The sequence below is a fragment of the Streptomyces sp. SM11 genome, assembly GCF_002910905.1.
GTDB lineage: Bacteria > Actinomycetota > Actinomycetes > Streptomycetales > Streptomycetaceae > Streptomyces.
Genome location: NZ_NEUE01000009.1, coordinates 18432 through 39678, shown reverse-complemented (window position 1 = coordinate 39678; position 21247 = coordinate 18432). Strand labels below are relative to the sequence as shown.

General features: G+C 70.7%; 20 protein-coding genes and 1 pseudogene. 5 read left to right on the top strand and 16 right to left on the bottom strand.

Features of this window, described 5'->3' with window-relative positions:
- A partial coding sequence (locus tag B9S58_RS00660; protein WP_258044131.1) for an AAA family ATPase occupies positions 1-2559 on the top strand: 2559 nt, incomplete at its 5' end.
- Positions 2560-2586: 27 nt separating this feature from the next.
- On the opposite strand, the gene B9S58_RS00655 is transcribed toward B9S58_RS00660, so the two are convergent.
- The 3 genes from B9S58_RS00655 to panB form a co-directional block, all read right to left on the bottom strand.
- Complete coding sequence (locus B9S58_RS00655) at positions 2587-3447, bottom strand: ABC transporter permease (protein WP_103530193.1); 861 nt, start codon at positions 3445-3447, stop codon at positions 2587-2589.
- Positions 3444-4457 carry an ATP-binding cassette domain-containing protein gene (locus B9S58_RS00650; RefSeq protein WP_103530199.1) on the bottom strand — a complete coding sequence of 338 codons (1014 nt, stop codon included), beginning with the start codon at positions 4455-4457 and terminating at the stop codon, positions 3444-3446. Before B9S58_RS00650 ends, B9S58_RS00655 begins: the two co-directional genes overlap by 4 nt.
- 226 nt (positions 4458-4683) lie before the next feature.
- A complete protein-coding gene (gene panB, locus B9S58_RS00645; RefSeq protein ID WP_103530192.1) occupies positions 4684-5586 on the bottom strand; it encodes a 3-methyl-2-oxobutanoate hydroxymethyltransferase in 903 nt (300 codons plus the stop codon).
- A 348-nt stretch (positions 5587-5934) separates the two neighbouring features.
- Between panB and B9S58_RS00640 the strand changes: the two genes are divergently transcribed.
- Both B9S58_RS00640 and B9S58_RS00635 read left to right on the top strand, forming a co-directional pair.
- Positions 5935-6960, top strand: a complete 1026-nt coding sequence (locus B9S58_RS00640) for an endonuclease/exonuclease/phosphatase family protein (RefSeq protein ID WP_103530191.1) — start codon at positions 5935-5937, stop codon at positions 6958-6960.
- A 181-nt stretch (positions 6961-7141) separates the two neighbouring features.
- A complete protein-coding gene (locus tag B9S58_RS00635) occupies positions 7142-8371 on the top strand; it encodes an MFS transporter (protein WP_103530190.1) in 1230 nt (409 codons plus the stop codon).
- Between the two features lie 119 nt (positions 8372-8490).
- Here the strand turns inward: B9S58_RS00635 and B9S58_RS00630 are convergent, their stop codons facing one another.
- The 6 genes and pseudogenes from B9S58_RS00630 to B9S58_RS00605 form a co-directional block, all read right to left on the bottom strand.
- Positions 8491-10242 (bottom strand): NAD+ synthase, encoded by a 1752-nt coding sequence (locus tag B9S58_RS00630; protein WP_103530189.1) that lies wholly within the window; start codon positions 10240-10242, stop codon positions 8491-8493.
- Positions 10243-10366: 124 nt separating this feature from the next.
- A pseudogene (locus B9S58_RS00625) lies at positions 10367-10980 on the bottom strand (multicopper oxidase domain-containing protein); the annotation flags it as partial.
- Between the two features lie 167 nt (positions 10981-11147).
- Entirely contained in the window at positions 11148-11603 is a 456-nt protein-coding gene (locus tag B9S58_RS00620) for a hypothetical protein (RefSeq protein ID WP_258044130.1), read from the bottom strand.
- 126 nt (positions 11604-11729) lie between these two features.
- Positions 11730-12155, bottom strand: coding sequence for a CBS domain-containing protein (locus B9S58_RS00615; protein WP_103530187.1), 426 nt, complete (start codon positions 12153-12155; stop codon positions 11730-11732).
- A gap of 194 nt (positions 12156-12349) precedes the next feature.
- Positions 12350-13051 (bottom strand): DUF305 domain-containing protein, encoded by a 702-nt coding sequence (locus B9S58_RS00610; RefSeq protein WP_103530198.1) that lies wholly within the window; start codon positions 13049-13051, stop codon positions 12350-12352.
- Positions 13052-13101: 50 nt separating this feature from the next.
- Entirely contained in the window at positions 13102-13794 is a 693-nt protein-coding gene (locus B9S58_RS00605) for a DUF3105 domain-containing protein (protein ID WP_103530186.1), read from the bottom strand.
- Positions 13795-14050: 256 nt separating this feature from the next.
- Between B9S58_RS00605 and glnA the strand changes: the two genes are divergently transcribed.
- Entirely contained in the window at positions 14051-15412 is a 1362-nt protein-coding gene (gene glnA / locus B9S58_RS00600) for a type I glutamate--ammonia ligase (protein WP_030080862.1), read from the top strand.
- 105 nt (positions 15413-15517) lie between these two features.
- Here the strand turns inward: glnA and B9S58_RS00595 are convergent, their stop codons facing one another.
- Positions 15518-15814 (bottom strand): hypothetical protein, encoded by a 297-nt coding sequence (locus B9S58_RS00595; RefSeq protein WP_103530185.1) that lies wholly within the window; start codon positions 15812-15814, stop codon positions 15518-15520.
- Between the two features lie 120 nt (positions 15815-15934).
- The gene (locus tag B9S58_RS00590; RefSeq protein WP_103530184.1) at positions 15935-16273 is read right to left on the bottom strand and encodes a hypothetical protein; all 339 of its coding nucleotides are present in this window, start codon (positions 16271-16273) and stop codon (positions 15935-15937) included.
- A 160-nt stretch (positions 16274-16433) separates the two neighbouring features.
- On the opposite strand from B9S58_RS00590, the gene B9S58_RS00585 reads away from it, so the two are divergent.
- Entirely contained in the window at positions 16434-17198 is a 765-nt protein-coding gene (locus tag B9S58_RS00585) for a GntR family transcriptional regulator (RefSeq protein WP_103530183.1), read from the top strand.
- A gap of 65 nt (positions 17199-17263) precedes the next feature.
- On the opposite strand, the gene B9S58_RS00580 is transcribed toward B9S58_RS00585, so the two are convergent.
- From B9S58_RS00580 to B9S58_RS00565, 5 genes are all read right to left on the bottom strand, one after another.
- A complete protein-coding gene (locus B9S58_RS00580) occupies positions 17264-17809 on the bottom strand; it encodes a GNAT family N-acetyltransferase (RefSeq protein WP_103530182.1) in 546 nt (181 codons plus the stop codon).
- A gap of 4 nt (positions 17810-17813) precedes the next feature.
- Positions 17814-18374: a lasso peptide biosynthesis B2 protein gene (locus B9S58_RS00575; RefSeq protein WP_181009126.1), complete on the bottom strand. Its 561-nt coding sequence runs from the start codon at positions 18372-18374 to the stop codon at positions 17814-17816.
- Positions 18375-18530: 156 nt separating this feature from the next.
- Positions 18531-20348 carry an albusnodin/ikarugamycin family macrolactam cyclase gene (locus B9S58_RS00570; protein WP_103530180.1) on the bottom strand — a complete coding sequence of 606 codons (1818 nt, stop codon included), beginning with the start codon at positions 20346-20348 and terminating at the stop codon, positions 18531-18533.
- A 71-nt stretch (positions 20349-20419) separates the two neighbouring features.
- Complete coding sequence (locus B9S58_RS37280) at positions 20420-20554, bottom strand: albusnodin family lasso peptide (RefSeq protein ID WP_107057946.1); 135 nt, start codon at positions 20552-20554, stop codon at positions 20420-20422.
- Between the two features lie 82 nt (positions 20555-20636).
- Positions 20637-21158, bottom strand: a complete 522-nt coding sequence (locus tag B9S58_RS00565) for an ATP-binding protein (RefSeq protein WP_103530197.1) — start codon at positions 21156-21158, stop codon at positions 20637-20639.
- Between the last annotated feature and the right edge of the window lie 89 nt (positions 21159-21247).

Sequence of the window (21247 nt, the reverse complement as noted above, 5' to 3'; positions counted from 1 at the left end):
CGGGCCCGGCTCACCAGCTTCGTCGGCCGCGACACCGACATCGCCGCCCTGCGCGAGGACCTCGGCCACGCCCGGCTCGTCACCCTGCTGGGCCCCGGCGGCGCCGGAAAGACCCGGCTGTCCCAGGAGGCCGCGGAGGCGGCCGCCGAGGCCTGGCCCGACGGCGTCTGGCTCGTCGAACTGGCCCCCGTCGACGACCCGGACATCGTGCCCGAAACCGTCCTGACCGCACTCGGCGCCCGGGAGACCGTGCTGCGCGGGGCCGGGGCCGAGGAGCTGCGGGCCGCCGACCGCACCGGCGCCTACCCCCTCGTACGCCTCACCGAGCACTGCGCCCCGCGCCGGATGATGCTCCTCCTGGACAACTGCGAGCACGTCGTCGGGGCGGCCGCCGCCCTCACCGACCATCTGCTGACCCACTGCCCCCAGCTCACCGTCCTCGCCACCAGCCGCGAACCCCTCGGCGTGCCGGGCGAGGTCGTGCGCCCCGTCGAACCGCTGCCCGACCCGATGGCGCTGCGCCTGCTCGCCGAGCGCGGGGCCGCCGCCCGCCCCGGCTTCCGTACCGACGCGGACGAGGCGACCGCCGCCGCCTGCGCCGAGATCTGCCGCCGCCTGGACGGGCTGCCGCTCGCCATCGAACTGGCCGCCGCCCGGCTGCGGATGCTCACCCCGCGCCAGATCGCCGACCGGCTCGATGACCGCTTCCGTCTCCTCACCAGCGGCAGCCGGACCGTGCTGCCCCGCCAGCAGACCCTGCGCGCCGTCGTCGACTGGTCCTGGGACCTCCTCGACGCCGCCGAACGCGCCGTACTGCGCCGCCTGTCCGTCTTCGCCGGAGACTGCTCCCTCGCCGCCGCCGAGGAGGTCTGCGCACTGGCCGCCCCGGCCGGCGGTGTCACCGTGGACTCCCTGGACGTCGCCTCCCTGCTCGGCTCCCTCGTCGACAAGTCACTCGTCGTCGCCGAGCCCGGTGACGACGAGGAGATGCGCTACCGGCTGCTGGAGACGGTGGGCGAATACGCCGCCGAACGTCTGAAGGAGGCGGACGAGCGGGACACCGCCGAGCGCCGCCACCTGGTCCACTACCGGGAACTGGCCCGTATCACCGGGCCGAAGCTGCGTGGCGCCGGGCAGCGGGAGGCCATCGCGCTCTTCCAGCGCGAGTACGAGAACCTGCGCACCGCGCTCCGCCACGCCGTCGCCGCCCGGGACGAGCAGGAGGCGCTGTGCATGGTGCTGTCGATGTCCTGGTACTGGATGATGCGCGATCTGCGTCCGGACGCCCGCCAATGGGCCCGGGCCGCGTCGTCGCTCGGCCCCGATCCGTTCGCCCCGCCCGGCGTACCGGCCCCCTCCCTGCTGGAACGGACCACCGACCGGCCGCCGCCGTGGGTACCCGAACAGGTGGCGGAGGCGCGGCGCGGGGTGGGGCTGGTCCAACTGGCCAGCACGGACCACACGATGGAGGCGTGGACCACCGAGGAGGGCCAGGCCCGACTGCGGAGCATCGCCCGCACCTACCGGGCGGGTCAGCCGCAGACCTGCCGTGCGCCCGGTTCGCTCTGGGCGTACGCGGTCCTGCTCTCCGGCGAGACCGACGACCTGCGCGAGCTGACGGACGAGACGGTCCGCGCCGCCCGGGAGTACGGCTACGAGTGGGAGCTGGGCGCCGCGCTCCAGATGCGGTCCAAGGTCCTGGCCAACCGTCCCGAATCGGCGGACGAAGCACTGGCCGACGCCGACGAGAGCCTGGAGATCTTCGTCCGGCTCCAGGACGACTGGGGCGCCGCGGAATCGCTGGCGTCCCGGGGCGAGGCGCACGAACAGCGGGGCCGGTTCGCCGAGGCCGCCGAGGACTACCGGGCCGCGGTGGGCCACGCGCGGGCGCTCGGCGCTCAGGTGCAGGCGGCGGTGCTGCGGGCTCGGTACGCCGGGGTCCTCGCCGATCTGGACCGCTCCGACGAGGCGGAGGCCATTCTGCGGGAGATCATCGGCGACGGGCGGCTCGCGGGCCACGAAGCGGTGCCGACCGCCCGACTGCACCTGGGGTTCCTGCTCGGGCGCCAGGGCCACATCGGCGAGGCGCGGGAACAGCTGACGCTGCTGCGCGAGGATTTCAGCTCCCACATGGTCGCGGCCTTCGACGGTTTCGTGCTCGGGGTGCTGGCCTGGCTGGACAACCTCGACGGCGCGTACGCCCGCGCTCTGGACAGGGGGCTGACCGCGCTGAGCCGCTCCCAGGACCGGCTGTCGACGATGATGGCCCCGCACCTGGCGTCCATGCAGCTGCTGGTCATCGCCCGTGCCCTCGCCGGACTCGACGGTGCCGGGGCTCCGGAGGCCGCCGCCCGACTGCTCGGCCTGCAGGTGGCGCTGCTGCCCGGGGGGCACATGCCGACCGTGATGGAGTACCGCTTCCGCGAGGACGCCGAACGGGCGGCCCGGACCCGGATCAGTGATGACGCGTACACGGCGGCGTACGAGGAGGGCGGTGGCCTCACCCTCGATGAGGCCACCGCCCTGGCGGAGACGTACCGGCCGGGCCGGCCGGAGTGACGGGCTCGCGGGTGGTGCTCCCCTCGCTCAGGCCTTCTTGCGGAACCTGGCGACCGCCAGCGGAGCCGCCACCACCGTGATCCCGGCGGCCCAGGCGAGCGTCCACCAGACCGATTCCGCGACCGGGTCGCCCTGCATGAGCCCGCGCGCCGCGTCCGCGAGGTTGGACAGCGGGTTGTGGTCGGTGAACGCCTGGAGCCAGCCCGGCATGGTCTGCGGCGGCGCGAAGATCGAGGAACCGAACTGCAGCGGCATCAGCACGAGCATCGCCGTCCCCTGAACAGCCTGGGCCGTCTTCATGGCCAGCCCGAGCAGAATGAAGATCCACATCATGGCGGCGCCGAACGTCGCGGCCAGTGCGACCGCTCCGAGGAGCCCGAACACCGAGCCGTTCAGCTCCATGCCGAGGGCGAACCCCATGGCGAGCAGGATCAGCGTGGCGACCAGCAGCCGGCCCAGCTCGACCGCGATCTTGGCGACGAGCACCGAGGAGCGGGCGATCGGCATCGTCCGGAACCGGTCCATGACCCCCTTGCGGAAGTCGTCGTTGACACCGGTGCCGACGGCCATGGCGATGTTCATGCCCATCATCGCCATCAACCCGGGTACCAGGTAGTTCACATAGGACTGCCGGTCACCGCCGAGGCTGGCGCCGACCGAGCCGCCGAAGACGTACACGAAGAGCACGATGAAGACGACCGGCATCAGAAGGACGTCGAACATCGACTCGGGGTCCTTCTTGATCTGGAGCAGATTGCGCCGGACCAGCGCCCCGATGTGCCGCAGGTTGGCCCGCAGCCCTATCCGGCCCTCCTCGGCCACCCCGTCCTTCGACGGGCCGGTGTCCGCGGACCCGACGGGGGCGGGGGGCAGTGTCGTGGTGCTCATGCGGCGACCTCCTGGGGAGCCTGGTCGGAGAGGGGAGTGGCCTTGTCGCCGGTGATCGCGAGGAACACCTCGTCGAGACTGGGCAGGGCCGTCGCGACATGGGCGAGGGAGAACCCCCGGACGCCCAGCAGCCCGATGACGGCGGTGAGCTGCTCGTCGCTGAGGATCGGCACGTACAGCAGCTCCTCGTCCGGCACGGCCTGCGCCCCGGCGACGCCGTCGAGCCCGGCCTCCCGGATCGCCCGCGCCATCGCGGCCAGCTCCGCCGGGTCCGAGGGCCGGATCTGCAGGGTGCGTCCGCCCACCCTGGCCTTCAGCTCGTCGACCCCGTCCCGAGCGATGATCTTCCCCCTGTCGATGACGGTCAGCTCCTTGGCGAGCTGCTCCGCCTCCTCCATGTACTGGGTGGTCAGCAGTACGGTCGCGCCCTCGGCGACCATCCGCCGCACCTCGTCCCAGACCTCGTTGCGGGTCCGGGGGTCGAGCCCCGTCGTCGGCTCGTCCAGGTAGAGCACGGCGGGGCTGCCGATCATCGAGGCGGCCAGGTCGAGCCGGCGGCGCATCCCGCCGGAGTACTCCATGCTGGCCCGCCTGGCGGCCTCGGTGAGCGAGAACCGCTCCAGCAGCTCGTCGGCGCGGGCCCGCGCCTGTTTGCGGGGCAGATCGAGCAGCCGCCCGATCATGTAGAGGTTCTCCCAGCCGGAGAGCTTCTCGTCGACCGAGGCGTACTGCCCGGTCAGGCCGATGGTGCGGCGGAGCTGCCGGGGCTGCTTCACCACGTCGTAGCCCGCGACGACCGCGTGGCCGGCGTCGGGGGTGACCAGGGTGGACAGGCAGCGTACGAGGGTGGTCTTGCCCGCGCCGTTGGGGCCGAGCACACCGAGGACGGTGCCTTCGCGGACGTCGAGGTCCACGCCGTCCAGTGCTTTGGTCTCGCCGTAGTGCTTGACCAGCCCCCGCACCTCGACGGCGTTCCGGCCGCTGCTGGGGTTCTTGTCGATTCGTTCCATGCCCACCAGCAGACCGGCGTCCACCGACAGCTCGCCGACAGACCGCCGACACAGCCCGGCACCGGCCGTCGCGCAGGCGACAGCCCACCGATGGGGGATGTCGGCGGGCTGTCGGTGGTGCGGGAAAGGGTCGGTGGACCAGCAGGTCAGCCGGTTCCCGTCGTTCGGATCATGCCGGGCTCGCAGGGTCCGGCCTGATCCGAACGACTGGCCCTGGGGCCGCCGGTCAGTGGAAGGTGTGCTCCGGCGCCGGGAACGTGCCGCCGACGACCTCGTCCGCGAACTCCTTCGCCGCATCGCCGAGGACCTGCCGCAGGTTCGCGTACTGCTTGGTGAAGCGCGGCACCTTGCCGCCGGTCAGCCCGACCATGTCCGTGTAGACCAGCACCTGCGCGTCGGTCGCGGAACCGGCGCCGATGCCGACGGTCGGGATGTGCAGCGTACGGGTGACCTCGGCGGCCAGCTCGGCGGGCACCAGCTCCAGGACGACGGCGAACGCGCCGGCGTCCTGGACGGCCTTGGCGTCGCGCAGCAGCTGCTGGGCGGACTCCTCGCCGCGCCCCTGGACCCGGTAGCCCATCGCGTTGACGGACTGCGGGGTCAGACCGATGTGGCCCATGACCGGGATGCCGGCCTCGACCAGCAGCCGGATCTGCTCGTGGGACCGCTCGCCGCCCTCCAGCTTGACCGCGCCGACACCCGACTCCTTGATCAGCCGGGTGGCGTTGCGCAGTGCCTGGACGGGGCCTTCCTGGTACGAGCCGAAGGGCAGGTCGGCGACGATCAGGGCGCGCTTGGTGCCCCGTACGACGGCGGCGGACAGCATGGCGATCTCGTCCATCGTGACGGGCACGGTGGTCTCGTAGCCGAGATGGACATTGCCCATCGAGTCCCCGACGAGCATGACCGGGATCCCGGCCTCGTCGAAGACGGACGCGGTCATCGCGTCGTACGCGGTGAGCATGGGCCACTTCTCGCCACGCTCCGTGGCGGCGGCGATGTCGTGGACGGTGATGCGCCGGGTGGACTTCCCTCCGTACAGCGCTTTGCCGCTGTCGGCGGACGGGCCCGCGGGGGAAGCGGACGCATCCGCGGGGGAGGACTGATTCTGCGCAGCCTGAAGCGACATGGCCAACGGCTCCTTCGTCATCTCGAGGCGCCCTGACGGCGTCCCCGGATCCCTTCCATGGTGGCATCCCGCCCCGCCACTCGGGAAGTGGGTGCGCACTCCGGTGCCGGGGGATGCGCACCCGGGGCCTCACCTCCGGACGCATGTGATCTTTCTGTCACAAAGCCCCTGGGCCGGCCCCGGACCGGAACCCGTCGTCCTGCCTCCGTCGTCCTGCTCTGCGTACGGGTTCTCCGTACGGTCGTCGGGCCCCGGGCAGGCCGGTAGGCCGACGACGGGAAAGACGCCGCTCATCACCTAGGGTCGGGAGCGCGGCGATGTGCAGGGCAAGGCAGTGAGGACAGCGCGATGGTGCAGGCGTACGGAGCGGACACGGGCAACGGCAGCGCGGAGCAGCCGGGGGCCGGCGGATCTCGCTTCCGGAGTCTGCGGGACAGACTGACGTCCGACCGGGGCATCTGGCGGCGCGGGATCGTGCTGGCCCTCTGCTCGGTGCTGCTGACGCTGCTGATGGTCGTCCACGCGCAGATCCCCAACCGGCTCGGCAACCTCGGCAGCCTCATCGAGACGTTCCTGCCGTGGGTCGCGCTGTTCATCCCGGTCCTGCTGGTCCTGGGACTGGTGCGGCGCTCCGCGACCGCCCTGATCGCGCTGCTGCTGCCCGCGGTGGTCTGGCTCAACGTGTTCGGCGGCCTGCTCACCGACAAGTCCGGCGGCGGCGGCGACCTCACCGTCGCCACCCACAACGTCAACGCCGACAACCCCGACCCCGACGGCACCGCCCAGCAGGTCGCCGGTTCCGGGGCGGACGTCGTGGCCCTCCAGGAACTTCCGGGCCGGCAGGTCTCCACGTACGAGAAGTCGCTGGCCGGCCGCTACCCGTACCACTCGGTCCAGGGCACCGTCGGGCTGTGGAGCAAGTACCCGCTCAGCGACACCAAGCCGGTCGACATCAAGATGGGCTGGACCCGGGCGATGCGTTCCACGGTCGAGACCCCGCAGGGCGAGGTCGCGGTGTACGTGGCCCACCTGCCGTCCGTCCGCGTGAAACTGCACGCCGGGTTCACCGCCAACCAGCGCGACAACAGCGCCGACGCGCTCGGCGAGGCCATCGCCGACGAACCGGTGAAGCGCGTCGTCCTGCTCGGCGACCTGAACGGCACGATGAACGACCGCTCGCTGAACGCGGTCACCTCCCAGATGCGCTCCACCCAGGGCGCGGCGGGCGACGGCTTCGGATTCAGCTGGCCCGCCTCGTTCCCGATGGCCCGGATCGACCAGATCATGGTCAAGGACGTCGAGCCGCTGTCCTCCTGGACGCTCGCGGCGACCGACAGCGACCACCTCCCGATCGCGGCCCGGGTGGAACTGTGACGCATCCGGCGGTACCGGCGGGACCTGCGCAATGAGCTGTTCACCTGCCGGCAGGCGTCCCGGCACAAGCATCTGCGAGAATTTGTTCCGGTAACTTACATATGGCGTGAGCCGTTGTCCGGCACCTGCGTGCCGAGGCAGCGGCTCCCTGCTGTGCACCACCGCGAAAGGTTTCCTCCCCATGCCCCTGGCTCTCCTCGCCCTGGCCGTGAGCGCCTTCGGCATAGGCACGACGGAATTCGTCATGATGGGGCTGCTGCCCAACGTGGCGGACGACCTCGGGACGTCCGTGCCCACCGCCGGATACCTCGTGTCGGCGTACGCGATCGGCGTCGTCCTCGGCGCACCGCTCCTCACCGGACTCGGCTCGCGGGTCCCCCGCAAGCGGATGCTCCTGCTCCTGATGGCGCTGTTCACCGTCGGCAACCTGGCCTCCGCGCTCGCCCCGGACTTCGGCTGGCTGATCGCGGGCCGCTTCCTCGCCGGTCTGCCGCACGGCGCGTTCTTCGGCGTCGGCGCGGTCGTGGCCGCCCGCCTGGTCCCCGAGGGCCGCCGGGCGCGGGCGGTGGCGACGATGTTCCTCGGCCTGACGGTGGCCAACATCGTCGGCGTCCCCGCGGCGACCCTGCTCGGCCAGCACCTCGGCTGGCGGGCCACCTTCCTCGTGGTCGCGGCGATCGGCCTCGCCGCGATGGCGGCCCTGGCCCGCCTGGTGCCCGGCATACCGGTCGAGGCGCACCAGGACGTACGCCGCGAACTCCGCGCCCTCGGCAACCGCCAGGTGCTCCTTGGCCTGCTCACCGCGGTCTTCGGCTTCGCCGGGGTCTTCGCGGTGTACTCGTACCTCTCGGCGATGACCACGAAGGCGATGGGCTTCGGCGAGTCCTCCGTCACCCTGGTCCTGGCCCTCTTCGGCATCGGGATGACCCTGGGAGCCCTGGCCGCGGGACCTCTCACGGACCGCGCGCTGCGCCCGACCCTGTACGGATCGCTCGGCGCGCTCGCGGTGGTCCTGGTGGTCTTCCCGTTCGTGGCGCACGTGCAGTGGGCGGCGCTGGTGATGGTGGTGCTGCTGGGCGGGGTCGGCTTCATGACGACGACCCCGCTCCAGATGCTGGTGATGAACAAGGCGAAGGACGCCCCGACCCTGGCCTCGGCCTCCAACCACTCCGCGTTCAACCTGGCCAACGCGGGCGGCGCCTGGCTGGGCGGCGTGGCCATCGCGGCGGGCTGGGGCTGGACGTCCCCGGCCCTGGTCGGCGCGGTGCTGGCGGTGATCGGCCTGGCGGTGGCAGCGGCGGCGGGCTACCTGGACCGCGACCCGGCGAAGGCGTCCCGGGTGGTCATGGGTGCGTCCACCACCCCGCACGGGGCGAACCGGGCGACCGTTTCCGGCTCGTCCGGCGATTGAGGACGGAACCGCTGCGCCGGGCGGACCCGCGGCCACGCCGACCCCGGGCCCGTCGGGCCGTTCCGGCCCGTCCGGAGCTTGAGGGCAAGGCGGCCACCGGACGCCCCCGGTGACACCCCCTACGACTCGCGCCACCGGTTCGTGATCGGCAACCGCCGGTCCTTCCCGAACCCCTTGGGCGAGATCTTCGTCCCCGGCGGATACTGCCGCCGCTTGTACTCCGCCGTATCCACCATCCGCAGCGTCTTCGCCACCAGCTCCGCGTCGTACCCGGCCGCCACGATGGCATCAAGACCCTGGTCCCGGTCCACGTACATCTCCAGGATCGCGTCCAGGACGTCGTAGTCCGGCAGCGAGTCCGTGTCGACCTGCCCCGGCCGCAGCTCCGCGCTCGGCGGCTTGGTGATGGAGGCCTCCGGGATCGGCGGCGTCTGCCCCCGCTCCTCGGCGGCCCGGTTGCGCCACTTCGCCAGCCGGAAGACCGACGACTTGTAGACGTCCTTGATCGGCCCGTACGCGCCGACCGCATCGCCGTACAGCGTGGAGTAGCCGACCGCCAGCTCGGACTTGTTGCCCGGCGCCAGCACGATCTGCCCCTCCTGGTTGGACAGGGCCATCAGCATCGTGCCGCGCAGCCGGGCCTGGAGATTCTCCTCGGCCAGGCCGGTGAGCTGGAGCGACCCCATGTACGCGTCGAACATCGGCTCGATCGGTACGGTGCGGAAGTTCAGCCCGGTCCGCCGCGCCAGCTCGGCCGCGTCGCCCTTGGAGTGGTCCGAGGAGTACTTCGACGGCATCGAGACGCCGTACACGTTCTTCGCGCCGAGCGCGTCGCAGGCGATGGCCGCGCAGATCGCCGAGTCGATCCCGCCGGAGAGCCCGATCAGCACACTGCTGAAACCGTTCTTCGCGGCGTACGCGCGCAGCCCGACGACCAGCGCGGAGTAGATCTCCTCGTCGTCCTCCAGCCGCTCCGCGTACCCGCCCGCGAGCTCCGGCTCGTACGCGTCCACGGGACGGTCGGACAGCACCACACGGTCGATGCGCAGCCCGTCGTCCACCACACCCGACGGTGCCACGGCCTCGGCGGCGGGCAGCTCCAGATCGAGGATCACGCTGCCCTCGGAGAACTGCGGGGCGCGGGCGATGACCTCGCCCTCCTTGTCGACGACGATCGAGTCGCCGTCGAAGACCAGCTCGTCCTGTCCGCCGATCATCGCCAGGTAGGCCGTCGTGCAGCCGGCCTCCTGGGCCCGCTTGCGGACCAGTTCCAGCCGGGTGTCGTCCTTGTCCCGTTCGTACGGCGAGGCGTTGATCGACAGCAGCAGCCCGGCCCCGGCGGACCGGGCGGCCGGGACGCGCCCGCCGTCCTGCCACAGGTCCTCGCAGATCGCGAGGGCCACGTCGATGCCGTGGATGCGGACGACGGGCATCGAGTCGCCCGGCACGAAGTACCGGAACTCGTCGAACACCCCGTAGTTCGGCAGGTGGTGCTTGGCGAAGTTGAGCGCGATCCCGCCGCGGTGCAGCACGGCGGCGGCGTTGCGCGGGGAGCCGGCCGGCTGCCCGTAGCGCGCCGCGGCGTGCTCGGAGCGGTCCAGATAGCCGACGACGACCGGCAGTTCGCCGAAGCCCTCCGCGTCGAGCCGGGCGGCCAGCGCGCTCAGCGCCTGTCGCGAGGCCTCGACGAAGGACGACCGCAGGGCCAGGTCCTCGACGGGGTATCCGGTCAGCACCATCTCGGGGAACGCCACCAGGTGGGCGCCCTGCTCGGCGGCGTGCCGGGTCCAGTGGACGATCGCCTCGGAGTTGCCGGCGAGGTCGCCGACGGTCGAGTCGATCTGATTCAGTGCGAGGCGTAGTTGAGGCACGTCCGCCAGTGTAATCGTCTTTCTGACGCGATGTCCCGGCGGGCCGGGCAAAATCTGCCCGGATCCGCCGAAACCGCAGGTCGAGGCCGCACATCCGGCCCCGACCCGCAGTGCGCCGCGAGAGTCAGGCCCGGTACCCGAGGACCGTCATCATCCCCGCCTCCGCGTGGTAGACGTTGTGGCAGTGGACCATCCACAGCCCCGGGTTGTCGGCGTCGAACTCCACGGTCAGCGACCGGTGAGGCAGCACGATCGCGGTGTCCTTACGAGCCCCGGCGGCGTTCCCCGCCAGCGCGAACGTGTGCCCGTGCAGATGGAGGGGATGCCACATGGCCGTCCCGTTGTCGAAGACGACCCGCACCCGCTTGCCCGCCTCGACCGGCCGTCGCTGCTTCGCGCTGTACGGCTGTCCGTCGAAGGCCCAGTCGTACTTCTCCATCCCGCCGGTGAGCCGCATCCGGATCGTCCGGTCCGGCGCACGGGCGGGCAGCGCCACCGACGGGTCCGGCACCAGCCGCCCCGCCTCCACCAGCTTCCCGTCCAGCTCCTCGGGCCGTACCGAGGCGCCGGGCGCCGCACGCTCCCGGTCCGCAGCACGGCCAGCGCCGACGCCTTCTTCCCCTCGGCCAGCGCGGTCAGCGGGAAGACCCCGTCGCCGGCGGTGACGAGGACGTCGTACCGCTCGCCCATTCCCAGCAGCAGCGCGTCCCCCGTGGTGTGCCGGACCGGGAACCCGTCGTTGCCGCCGCCGTCGGAACAGGCGGCGAGGGCTCCCGTGCCGGCGACGGCGAGGGCGGCGCCGAGCACGGCGCGTCGAGTGGGTTGTGTGGGCATGCCGAATACACCTCTGAAGAACTGAAGGGCTGTTGTTGCCGGGAAGGAGGGCGGAGGTGAAATGCCCACTCCTATATACGCAGCACCGAAACGCTGGCGAGCACCGATATCCGGGGCGGCGGGATCGGCCGCAGGACCCGCGGCAGCGCCGCACCCACCGGCGTACCGAGGGGCCGCCCGTCGCCGCGCAGCCCGAGCAGCCAGGAACCGACGAGGGCGAGGCCCCAGACACCGAGGACGGCGAGACAGACGGAGAGCGGATCCATACCGCTCAGGGGGGCGCCGGGGCCGGGGGAGTCGTGCGGCGGTGCGTGCGACGGTACGTCGGCGACGCCCCGGGCCGGAGCCGGGGCGTGAACCGGGCCCGGGGCCTGGGCCGCGTGCTCGGTCACGGCGGGGGGCGACGACGAGCCGCCGTGCTCCGCCGGATGCCCGACCGTATGCATGGTGACGATGCCGAACAGCAGAGCGGCGAACAGCATCAGCCGTCCGGACATCCCGCTGCCGCTCCACGCCGTGCCCGCCATGCGGGCCACCATACCCATGACGGGTATACGGGCGAACGGTGGCCCGGGTACCCCCCCCACCGGAGCGGGCCGTGGGTGCCGGGCCACCGTTCGCCCGGGTACCGAGCCTCTTGGCCACCGAGCCTCTCAGCTGCGGGAGTAGACCTTCTCGGCCCAGCCCGCGATCTGCTCCTCGGTGAGGTGCTGCGCGAGGTCGGCCTCGCTGATCATGCCGACGAGCTTCTTGTTCTCGACGACGGGCAGCCGGCGGATGCGGTGGGTCTGCATCTCCTCCAGGACCGCGTTCACATCGGCCTCCGCCTCGATCCAGCGGGGCGTGCCCTGCGCGAGATCGCCCGCCGTGACCCTCGCCGGGTCGTGCCCCTTGGCCACACAGCCGACGACGATGTCGCGGTCGGTGATGATGCCGACCATCCGATCGGAGTCACCGTCGGCGGAGACGGGCAGCGCGCCCACGTTGTGCTCGCGCATCAGCTGCGCCGCACGGTCGAGCGTCTCGTGGGCCGGGATCCAGCGGGCCCCGCTGTGCATGATGTCCTTGGCGGTTGTCATGGGGGATTTCCTCCTGCGTGCCGATGGCACTGCCGTACGGCCCCGAGCGCAACCCATCGTCATCGGCCCGCCGGGGCCGCGCGACCGCAACCACCCGTTCGGGTGCGCCGGCGGAAGGACGAAAGCTGACGCACCCGCTCTGTCCGAGCCCGGCCCGGCCCGGACAGAGGCGCGGCTCAGGACAGAGACGTGGCTCAGGGCCGAGGCACGGCTTCCCGCTCGGCCAGCATGTCCCGCATCAGCCCCAGCTCGGACTGCTGACCCTCGACCATGCCCCGGGCGAGCCGCTGCTCGACCGGAACCGAGCACAGCGACGCACAGGCCTCGGCCATGGCGACGCCGCCCTTGTGGTGGTCCGTCATCAACTGGAGGAAGAACACCTCGGCCTGCTCGCCGTCGAGCCGTCCGAGCCGCTTCAGTTCGGAGCGGCTCGCCATGCCCGCCATGAGCACCCCATCCGTACCGGAAGCCCCCTCGGCACCGCCCGAGCCGTGCCCACCGTGCTCGTGCCCACCCGTGCCGGCCATCCACGCCATGGGCCCCTCCCCGCCCGGGGCGACCTTCGGCAACTCCCACAGGTCGAGCCGGCCGAGGAGCATGCCGCGCTGGTTGGCCTGGGTGTTGGCGATGTCGTAGGCGAGACGGCGTACGTCCTCGTCGTCCGTGCGGTCGCGGACGATGAACGACATCTCGACGGCCTGCTGATGGTGTACGGCCATGCCCCGGGCGAACCCGGCGTCGGCGGACGAGGCCCCCGGAACACGGGCGCCCCCCTCTCCCACCTCGTGCCCGTCGCCCCGTGCGGAGGCGATGGCGGCCGTCCCCGCGAAGAGCAGGGCGAGGGCGACGGCGGACGCGCCGGCCCGTCGCACGCGCCGGGTCTTCCGTCGTTCCACGAGGGAGCGCGCGGCCTCGCCCTCGTCCTCCGGTGTCCGCTGCCCCGCCGTCACTGCGGCACCGTAACCAGCCCGTCGGTGCAGGGTGCGCCGGGCTCGGGGGTCTGTGCGCCCTGGACGTACTGGGCGAAGAACTGGTCCACCCGCTTGTCGTCGGCGGAGTCCACGGTGACCTGCTTGCCCCAGGCGCTGAGCATGATCGCGCCCTCCTGGCCAGCGTACGGGCTCATCAGCGTGAACGGGGTCTTCTCGACGCGCCCGGCCAGCTCGGCGACATCGGCGTCGGCGGCCTTGCCGTTGTACGTGACCCAGACCGCGCCGTGCTCCAGGGAGTGCACGGCGTTGACGTCCGGGAGGGCCTTTTCGTATACGTCGCCGTCGCAGTTCATCCAGGACTGGTTGTGGTCGCCGCCGACCGGAGGCTTCATCGGATAGTCCACCGAGCCCGCCACGTGGTTGCGGCCGAGCTTCGTCGCGTCCCAGGACTTCAGCCCCTCGATGGCCCCGCCCTCGGTCCCGCCCTCGGCGTCGTCGTGCCCGCCTGGATGCTTGCCGTCCTGGGCCGCCGAGGAGCTGTCGGACTTCTCGTTCGCCTCGGAGTTCTCCAGCAGCAAGTACGAGCCGAAGGCGACGAGACCGGCCACGACGGCGGCACTCAGCCCTATGGCGACGGCCCGGTTGCGGGTGGAGCGAGCGCTGGGTCCAGGTGCCTGCGGCTGGGGGTACCGGGGGGCGAAGCTCATGTCGTCGAGTCCTGCTGCGAAGGGGCCGGGAGGCGGAAGAGCGATCCGTGGACCGATGCGCGCGGACGGGCGGGAACGGCCGGTCATCGCTCGGTCACCGCCCCGCGCGCCACGGTCGCCGACCGTAGTGGGTGGCCGAGTGCTCCCTCTCACACCGAGTGCGTAATGTGGGTGAAATCCCGGGTCGTGATACTGGCAGTGTCCCCCTACCCCCGGGCGGTGGTGCACGGACCGTCTGAACTGCAAGGATGTGGCAATGGACAAGCAGCAGGAATTCGTCCTCAGGACCCTTGAGGAGCGCGACATCCGCTTCGTGCGGCTGTGGTTCACCGACGTCCTCGGGTTCCTCAAGTCCGTCGCCGTCGCTCCGGCCGAGCTGGAGCAGGCCTTCGACGAGGGCATCGGCTTCGACGGCTCGGCGATCGAGGGCTTCGCGCGGGTCTACGAGTCGGACATGATCGCCAAGCCGGACCCGGGCACCTTCCAGATCCTGCCCTGGCGCGCGGAAGCCCCGGGCACCGCGCGGATGTTCTGCGACATCCTGATGCCGGACGGCTCACCCTCCTTCGCCGACCCGCGCTACGTACTGAAGCGGATCCTCGCGAAGACGTCGGACCTCGGCTTCACCTTCTACACCCACCCCGAGATCGAGTTCTTCCTGCTGAAGAACAAGCCGGTCGACGGCACCCGCCCGACCCCGGCGGACAGCTCGGGCTACTTCGACCACACGCCGCAGAACGTCGGTATGGACTTCCGCCGCCAGGCGATCACCATGCTCGAATCGATGGGCATCTCGGTCGAGTTCAGCCACCACGAGGGCGCCCCCGGCCAGCAGGAGATCGACCTGCGGTACGCGGACGCGCTCTCCACGGCGGACAACATCATGACGTTCCGTCTGGTGATGAAGCAGGTGGCGCTGGAGCAGGGCGTGCAGGCCACGTTCATGCCGAAGCCGTTCTCGGAGTACCCGGGTTCGGGCATGCACACCCACCTCTCCCTCTTCGAGGGCGACCGCAACGCCTTCTACGAGTCGGGCGCGGAGTACCAGCTCTCCAAGGTCGGCCGCTCCTTCATCGCGGGCCTGCTGAAGCACGCCGCCGAGATCTCGGCCGTCACCAACCAGTGGGTCAACTCCTACAAGCGCATCTGGGGCGGCTCCTCCCGCGCGGCCGGCGCGGGAGGCGAGGCCCCCTCGTACATCTGCTGGGGCCACAACAACCGCTCCGCCCTCATCCGGGTCCCGATGTACAAGCCCGGCAAGACCGGCTCGGCCCGCGTCGAGGTCCGCTCCATCGACTCCGGCGCCAACCCGTACCTCACCTACGCGGTCCTGCTCGCAGCGGGCCTCAAGGGCATCGAGGAGGGCTACGAACTCCCGGCCGGTGCCGACGACGACGTCTGGGCCCTCTCGGACGCGGAGCGCCGCGCGATGGGCATCGAGCCGCTCCCGCAGAACCTGGGCGAGGCGATCTCGCTGATGGAGAAGAGCGAACTGGTCGCCGAGACGCTGGGCGAGCACGTCTTCGACTTCTTCCTGCGCAACAAGAAGCAGGAGTGGGAGGAGTACCGCAGCGAGGTCACCGCCTTCGAGCTGAAGAACCTGCTGCCGGTGCTCTAGAACCCTGACACAGGACTGCGGGCCGACGGTGTCGCACCGTCGGCCCGCAGTCGTACATGCCCCGCCCGGCCTGCGGCGTGCAGGGGCCGGAGACCGGCCAGGGTGCTACACCGGCGGCGTCCCCGGCGGTGACGGCGCGGGGGGCGGGTTGGGCAGCGGAGGGCCCGGGTCCGGCGGGGACTTCGGGGGGCCGCTGCCGTGCTTGCCGTCGTTCAGGACCTTGCGGGCCGTCAGGCCGTAGACGCCGAACGGCGGGAAGAGGTCGACGCGGCGCGGGTAGTCGCCCTCCGCGCACTCCTCGCAGATCAGGTCACGGCCGGCGGGGGTCTGCCGGGCGGCGGTGACCGGGGCGTTCCAGCATGCCTCGCAGGTACGGGCGTCCGTGGGGGAGAGCGCGATCATCCGGGCCTCCCGGGCGGTGGTGTCGGTAAGGACCGGCAGGTAGTACGCATCAGGTACCTCCGTCGCTGGTGGAGCTGGTGGATGGGTGGCTGCCCGGCCCGGTCCGGGGGCGCGCGCACCTCATCGGCGGGTCTCCCGCCAGACGCGGACGAGCTTCGTCGCGTCGGGGCAGTTCGCGCCGGTCCGGCAGGCGGTGCATGCCGTCGTGTGGCCGAGCAGGGCGCGGTACGCCGTGTCGGGGGAGTCGGTCGTGGTCACGTTCGCCTCTCTGCTGATCTCGGCCCAGACGTATTCGGCGGTGCGGTTGAGCGTGTGGCCGTAGCGGTCCGCCGTGGCCAGGGCGGCGAGGACGGCTGCGTGGGCGGTGGCACTCAACTCGGAGGGGAGACCGGCCTCGACCCGGAAGGCGTCCAGCGCGGTGGTCACACGCGGTTCGGTGCCTGTGGCGGCGGCGAGCATGCCGGTCAGCGCCGCAACCCGCGCTTGTGCAGAGCGCACACTTCTCCCCTGGTGGACCGAATGTCACTCCATGTGATGCTGACTATTCAGCTTCAACCTGATGGGTTAGCTTTGTCAACAGCGACGCCCATATCGACGCCGAACACACGGAGCTGCTCAAATGCCACGTGATACGCCGTACTTGCAGGTGGCGGATTCTCTGCGGGCTCGCGTGCGGGCCGGTGAATGGGCCGTGGGGGACAAGCTGCCGTCCCGGGCGCGGTTCGCCGAGGAGTACGGCGTCGGCCAGTCCGTGGCGCAGCGGGCCATGGAGCGTCTGATCATCGAGGGCATCCTGGAAGGCCGCGCCGGTTCCGGCACGTACGTCCGCCGGGCCCGCGAGCGCCGGCGCATGGTCCGCTCACGCCACCGCGAGCAGCGCAGCAACAGCCCCTTCGCCTCGGACATGAGCGAGCTCGACCACGAGGGCGACTGGGAGTGCACCAGCACGGCGCGGGTCCCCGCACCGGAGGACATCGCCGAACGGCTGGCGGTCGAGCCCGGCGACCTCTGTGTCGTGACCGACTACGAGTTCCTCGCCGACGGGCTGCCCGTCCAGCTCTCCAAGAGCTGGGAACCGATGGCCATCACCGACGGCACCCCGGTCCTGCTTCCGGAGATGGGTCCGCTCGGCAAGCTCGGCGTCGTGGAGCGCATGCGGTCCATCGGCGTGTACATCGCCACCGGCCTCGAACTGGTGCGCCCGGCCCGCGCGACGCGGGAGCAGGCGAACCTGCTCGGGATCTCCATCGGCGACCTGGTCATCGAGGTGGAGCGGACGTACTTCGACCGCGAGGGCCGGCCCGTGGAGACGGCGAACATCATCGTGCCGGACATCCGCTGGGAGATCGCCTACGAGATCCGCGTCGACCAGCCGGATTCCTGAGCCGGGGCAGGTGCTGGTTCCGGGCTCCCGTCGAGCCCGGTGTCCGGTATTCCGCTTCGGGCGGATCAGGTCGTGATGACCGACGGGCCGGTGAACTCCGATGCCAGCGCGTCCATCAGGAGTTCATCGCAGACCGCGCCGAGCCAGAAGCCTGCCTCCCGGAGGGTTCCCGCGACTCGAAAGCCGGCCTTCTCATAGGCACGCCTCCCTGCCTTGTTGGGAGCGAGCACCTTCAGCCAGACCATCCGCAGGTTGGTGATGTGGAACGCGTAGTCGAGGACCAGCCGGGTGGCGATCGTGCCCAGTCCGCGTCCGCGTGCCTCGGGGGCGAGCATCACGACGTACTCCGCCGTGCGTACGGACGGGTCGGGCAGCAGGGTGGCCACCCCCGCCGGGACCGGACTGCCGGTGGCGAGGTCGTACACCGTGAAGCGGATGTTGTCCCCGCGTAGTTGATGGGCGATGCCCTCTGTGCGGGCTTCGAGGGATACCGGCTGCTGGCGTCCGTAGCCGACCAGGAGCGCCGGGTCCTGTTCCCAACGCCAGTACGTCTCCACCAGATCCGCCCGGTAGGGGCCGAGCGCGCAGGTGTCGGTACCGATCCAGAGGATGGGTTCAGAGGCGGTGCTGATGGCGGGCTCCGATGGTCAGCGCTGGTGTGTACGCGAGAGTCGAGGGCGGCTCGGCGACCAAACCGCCGTCCACAGTCTGCACCCAGGCGTGCAGCCGGACAGGGTCCGCGGCGATTCCGTGGCACCAGACCACGGAAAGCCGTCGGGTCGCGAGCAGGAATGTGGCAGCGGCTGATTCTTCCAGGCAGGCAGTTCGTACGGGCGCGTGCCACGCGGAACGGCGAACGGCGAGGACAGCCTGCGATGCCTCTGCGGGAGAAGCCGGTCGACAGGTCGCGGAGGAGGATGCCCGGAGAGCCACGATGAGCCGGTTCATCGCCCACTTCCTACCGCCTGCGCGCTCGATGCTCCACGTCGTAGCGAGAGCAGCTGCCGCTGTCGCGCTGAAGGGGCCGGTCTCCCGCGCGAGCCCGGCAGGATGCTCGGCCCCGCCCCAACTTGCCGCAGGAGCTGGTGCCGAGAGCGGCACGTCCCATGGTGCAGGCCTCCGCGTGGGGGACAGAGCTCCTGTGCGGAGTAGTTGGGCTGCCAGAAGCGGCGGCATCGCGGTCAGCCGACCGGATCGGGCCGCCTCCTGCCAGTGAACCGCACTCTTCGGCAGCAGACATTGCACGTGGCCGGTCCGGTAGTCGATGAGGACCAGGACGTGAGGGAAGGCGACCGCGCGGACGTGTCGGGGGAGTGAGCGAACGGCGGGACGTCAGTCATGACCCGGTCCCGCAGGTGTGGAGGTCCACGTGGGCTCAGGCTCTCTCGCGTGCGCTGCCAGCCAGGCCTCGGATCCGAGAGCCTGCTCAAGAGTGGCCAGAGACATGGGCACGCCGGCAGCAGCTTGCCCCAGGGACCGAACCATACGGGCGGCATCGATCAGCCCCATCTCTGCCAGGCGCCCGTGTGCCAGCTCAAGCAGTTCCGGAATGTTCGCCCGGAGGCCTGCGTAGTGGTCGGTGTCGAAGCCGCCTTTGGTCTGCCGGTTCGCGACGGCATGAGGCAATAGACCGGCCATCGCCCTGCTTAGGAGCGGCTTGTACGAGTGGAGAGGCGGACGCAGGTCGATGGGCGTCCGGAGCACGGCGTCCACGACCAACGGGTCGAGGAAAGGATTGTTGAGATCGATTCCCGAGGCCGCAGCCAGTTCGGCGTCCGCGACAGCGGTGCGCGCGACCTCGCGGACATCGTCGACCAGAGTGCGTACCGAGGCGTCGAGGCCAGGCATCCGGTCCGGGGACGAGGCGGCTCGGAGTGCACTGGCGCTCAGCAGGGGTGCCGCAGCGGCACCGGCCCACGATGGGTAGGGCAGCAGGGGGAACCAGCAGACCCTTCCATGGTCGCTGTGCCGTCTTCCACCGATGGAATCGACGAGCTTGGTGAGGGCGCGGGTGCGGGTAGTCCGTGATACGAGGATCGCGTCGTGCAGGAGAGGTACGGGAGATGTCCGCCGCAGTCTGGCCCAGCCGAATCCCTCGGTCACGGCACGCCGCATGCGGCCGTGGCGAACGAGGTCGGCCAGATGGACCGGTGGCTGGAAGAGTAAGCTGTCGCCGCCGTCGCCGGTCATATGGGTGCGGGCCCCGAGCTCCTTCCGCAACCAGCGGAACTGCCCCATGAGCCGGGCTTGCGTGATCGTGGAGGGAGCCGGTTCATCGGTCGCCGGAACGGCAGACATCGCCGTGTACGGCAGGTGCTTTGCCGACATGGCCAGTAGACGGTGGTTGATCCGCCCGGAGTATGCATCGGCTGCCTGGTGCGCGTAGTGCAGGTCCGCGCCCGCAATATCGCCCTCGGGATGGATGGTGATGGCGTTGAGTCGAATGCCGTACGGCAGAGCGACAGCGGCGAGAGCTGCGACAGAGGTGGAGTCCAGTCCGCCCGAGAGGTCGCAGGAGACCTCGGGATCTGACACGACTCTTGCGGTGACGGATTCGAAGAGCGCCGTGCGCAAACGCTCTGCGGGTGGCCGAGACTCGTCCGGGTCTGGTCTCCACACCGTCGCTGTGTGAGGGTCGCTTCCGTCGTTCGGCAGAACGATCCGGCACCCGGGTGGGAGTTGCTCTACGCCCGCGAAGAATGTACGTCCCTCGGAGAGCGTGGGAATCGACGGCAGGAAGATCGAGCAGGCGAGGCGTTCGGCGTCCACCGTGGCACGAGTGAGCGAGGCCAGAGCCCGGGCTGAGCTGGACCATACCCATCCGTCGTCGTGGCCGACGAGATAGATGGGGCGAGCCGAGGCCGGGTCGGTATGGATCACGACAGCCTCTTCGGACTCCTCGATGACCGTATAGGCGCCGGGCCACCTCCAGGCGATGTCCTCGGGCAGCGTCGAGCTCAGACGGTGCGGGTCGGAGTCCTCCGCTCCGCACCGTCCGAGAATGAGCACCTGTCGCCGACCGCCCGGGCAAGCCACTGAACGGACCGGAACGGCGCCGAGCGCCCATGTATGAAGCCGTGAAGAGAGATGGCGTGATCCCGCGGGCCGGAATCCCGGCCGAGAAGGGGAACCGCTACCGCCGAAGATCATGATCAGAAACTCCAGAGTTGAAGTCACACCTGTGGGTGCGGACGGCAGGGCCCGCACCCACAGGGAAGGAATCAGCTGTTGTAGGCGCGGCGCTTGTCCTCGCTCTGGCCGCCGCCCTGGCCCTCGGTGAGCACGGTCGCTTCACCGATCTCGACGGGGAGCAGATCGTTCTCGTCGGTGTTTTCCGCGATCTGAAGTGGGTTCATGATGTGTCTCCTCCTGGTTGGGTGATGAGTGACTTGATGCCGGACCCGAACGTGCCCGGTCGGGCCTGAGGAAGGCGATCTGTCAGCGGTCGCAGACTGCTGACAGATCCCCGGCCCCCGTACGGAAGAGGGGCCGGAGGACGTTGAGGAACCGCTGGACGATGGCTTGCGACGCGCCACGAATATCGAAGGATCGCCGCTTGGCCGACGAGTCCGGTGGCAAGGCCAGCTCTGCCCAGACCCGCTTGCCCCGCATGGTGTTCTCGGCTCCGCAGGCGATCGACAGATGCTCGACGAGCACCATGCCCCGGCCGCTTTCGGAGTCAAGGCTCGGGCGGCTGAGCCGGGGCAGGGCCGGGGAGTTGTCGTGGACTTCGAGCAAGAGCCTGCCCCGGCCGATGTCTGCGCGAACGGTCACCCTGAGCATGTCGCCGGCTCCGTGAGAGACGGCATTGGTGACCAGCTCCGAGACCACGGTGGTCATTGCCATGTGGCTGTCCTCGTCCTTGGGCAAGCGCCAAGCACTGGCGAGGTCGATCAGCCGCCGACGGCTGATCGCCGCCGAAGTGGGGGCGCGTACCAAGAAGAAGCTCTGGCTGCTCACATGCCTCACGGGAAAACCCTTCGTCGGAACACACGACCTGGACTCGAATGGGATGCCCACCCTCGGGAAAGGCTTGTTCCATCCGGCCG

What these genes read in the sequence shown, in the direction of transcription:
- B9S58_RS00635 (WP_103530190.1), top strand. Translation starts at nt 7,142, where the DNA reads ATGCCCCTGGCTCTCCTCGCCCTGGCCGTGAGCGCCTTCGGCATAGGC.
- B9S58_RS00570 (WP_103530180.1), bottom strand. Translation starts at nt 20,348, where the DNA reads ATGATCTTCGGCGGTAGCGGTTCCCCTTCTCGGCCGGGATTCCGGCCC.
- B9S58_RS37280 (WP_107057946.1), bottom strand. Translation starts at nt 20,554, where the DNA reads ATGAACCCACTTCAGATCGCGGAAAACACCGACGAGAACGATCTGCTC.
- glnA (WP_030080862.1), top strand. Translation starts at nt 14,051, where the DNA reads ATGGACAAGCAGCAGGAATTCGTCCTCAGGACCCTTGAGGAGCGCGAC.
- B9S58_RS00655 (WP_103530193.1), bottom strand. Translation starts at nt 3,447, where the DNA reads ATGAGCACCACGACACTGCCCCCCGCCCCCGTCGGGTCCGCGGACACC.
- B9S58_RS00595 (WP_103530185.1), bottom strand. Translation starts at nt 15,814, where the DNA reads ATGATCGCGCTCTCCCCCACGGACGCCCGTACCTGCGAGGCATGCTGG.
- B9S58_RS00640 (WP_103530191.1), top strand. Translation starts at nt 5,935, where the DNA reads ATGGTGCAGGCGTACGGAGCGGACACGGGCAACGGCAGCGCGGAGCAG.
- B9S58_RS00585 (WP_103530183.1), top strand. Translation starts at nt 16,434, where the DNA reads ATGCCACGTGATACGCCGTACTTGCAGGTGGCGGATTCTCTGCGGGCT.
- B9S58_RS00620 (WP_258044130.1), bottom strand. Translation starts at nt 11,603, where the DNA reads ATGGCGGGCACGGCGTGGAGCGGCAGCGGGATGTCCGGACGGCTGATG.
- B9S58_RS00605 (WP_103530186.1), bottom strand. Translation starts at nt 13,794, where the DNA reads ATGAGCTTCGCCCCCCGGTACCCCCAGCCGCAGGCACCTGGACCCAGC.
- B9S58_RS00590 (WP_103530184.1), bottom strand. Translation starts at nt 16,273, where the DNA reads ATGCTCGCCGCCGCCACAGGCACCGAACCGCGTGTGACCACCGCGCTG.
- B9S58_RS00615 (WP_103530187.1), bottom strand. Translation starts at nt 12,155, where the DNA reads ATGACAACCGCCAAGGACATCATGCACAGCGGGGCCCGCTGGATCCCG.
- panB (WP_103530192.1), bottom strand. Translation starts at nt 5,586, where the DNA reads ATGTCGCTTCAGGCTGCGCAGAATCAGTCCTCCCCCGCGGATGCGTCC.
- B9S58_RS00650 (WP_103530199.1), bottom strand. Translation starts at nt 4,457, where the DNA reads ATGGAACGAATCGACAAGAACCCCAGCAGCGGCCGGAACGCCGTCGAG.
- B9S58_RS00575 (WP_181009126.1), bottom strand. Translation starts at nt 18,374, where the DNA reads ATGCCGCCGCTTCTGGCAGCCCAACTACTCCGCACAGGAGCTCTGTCC.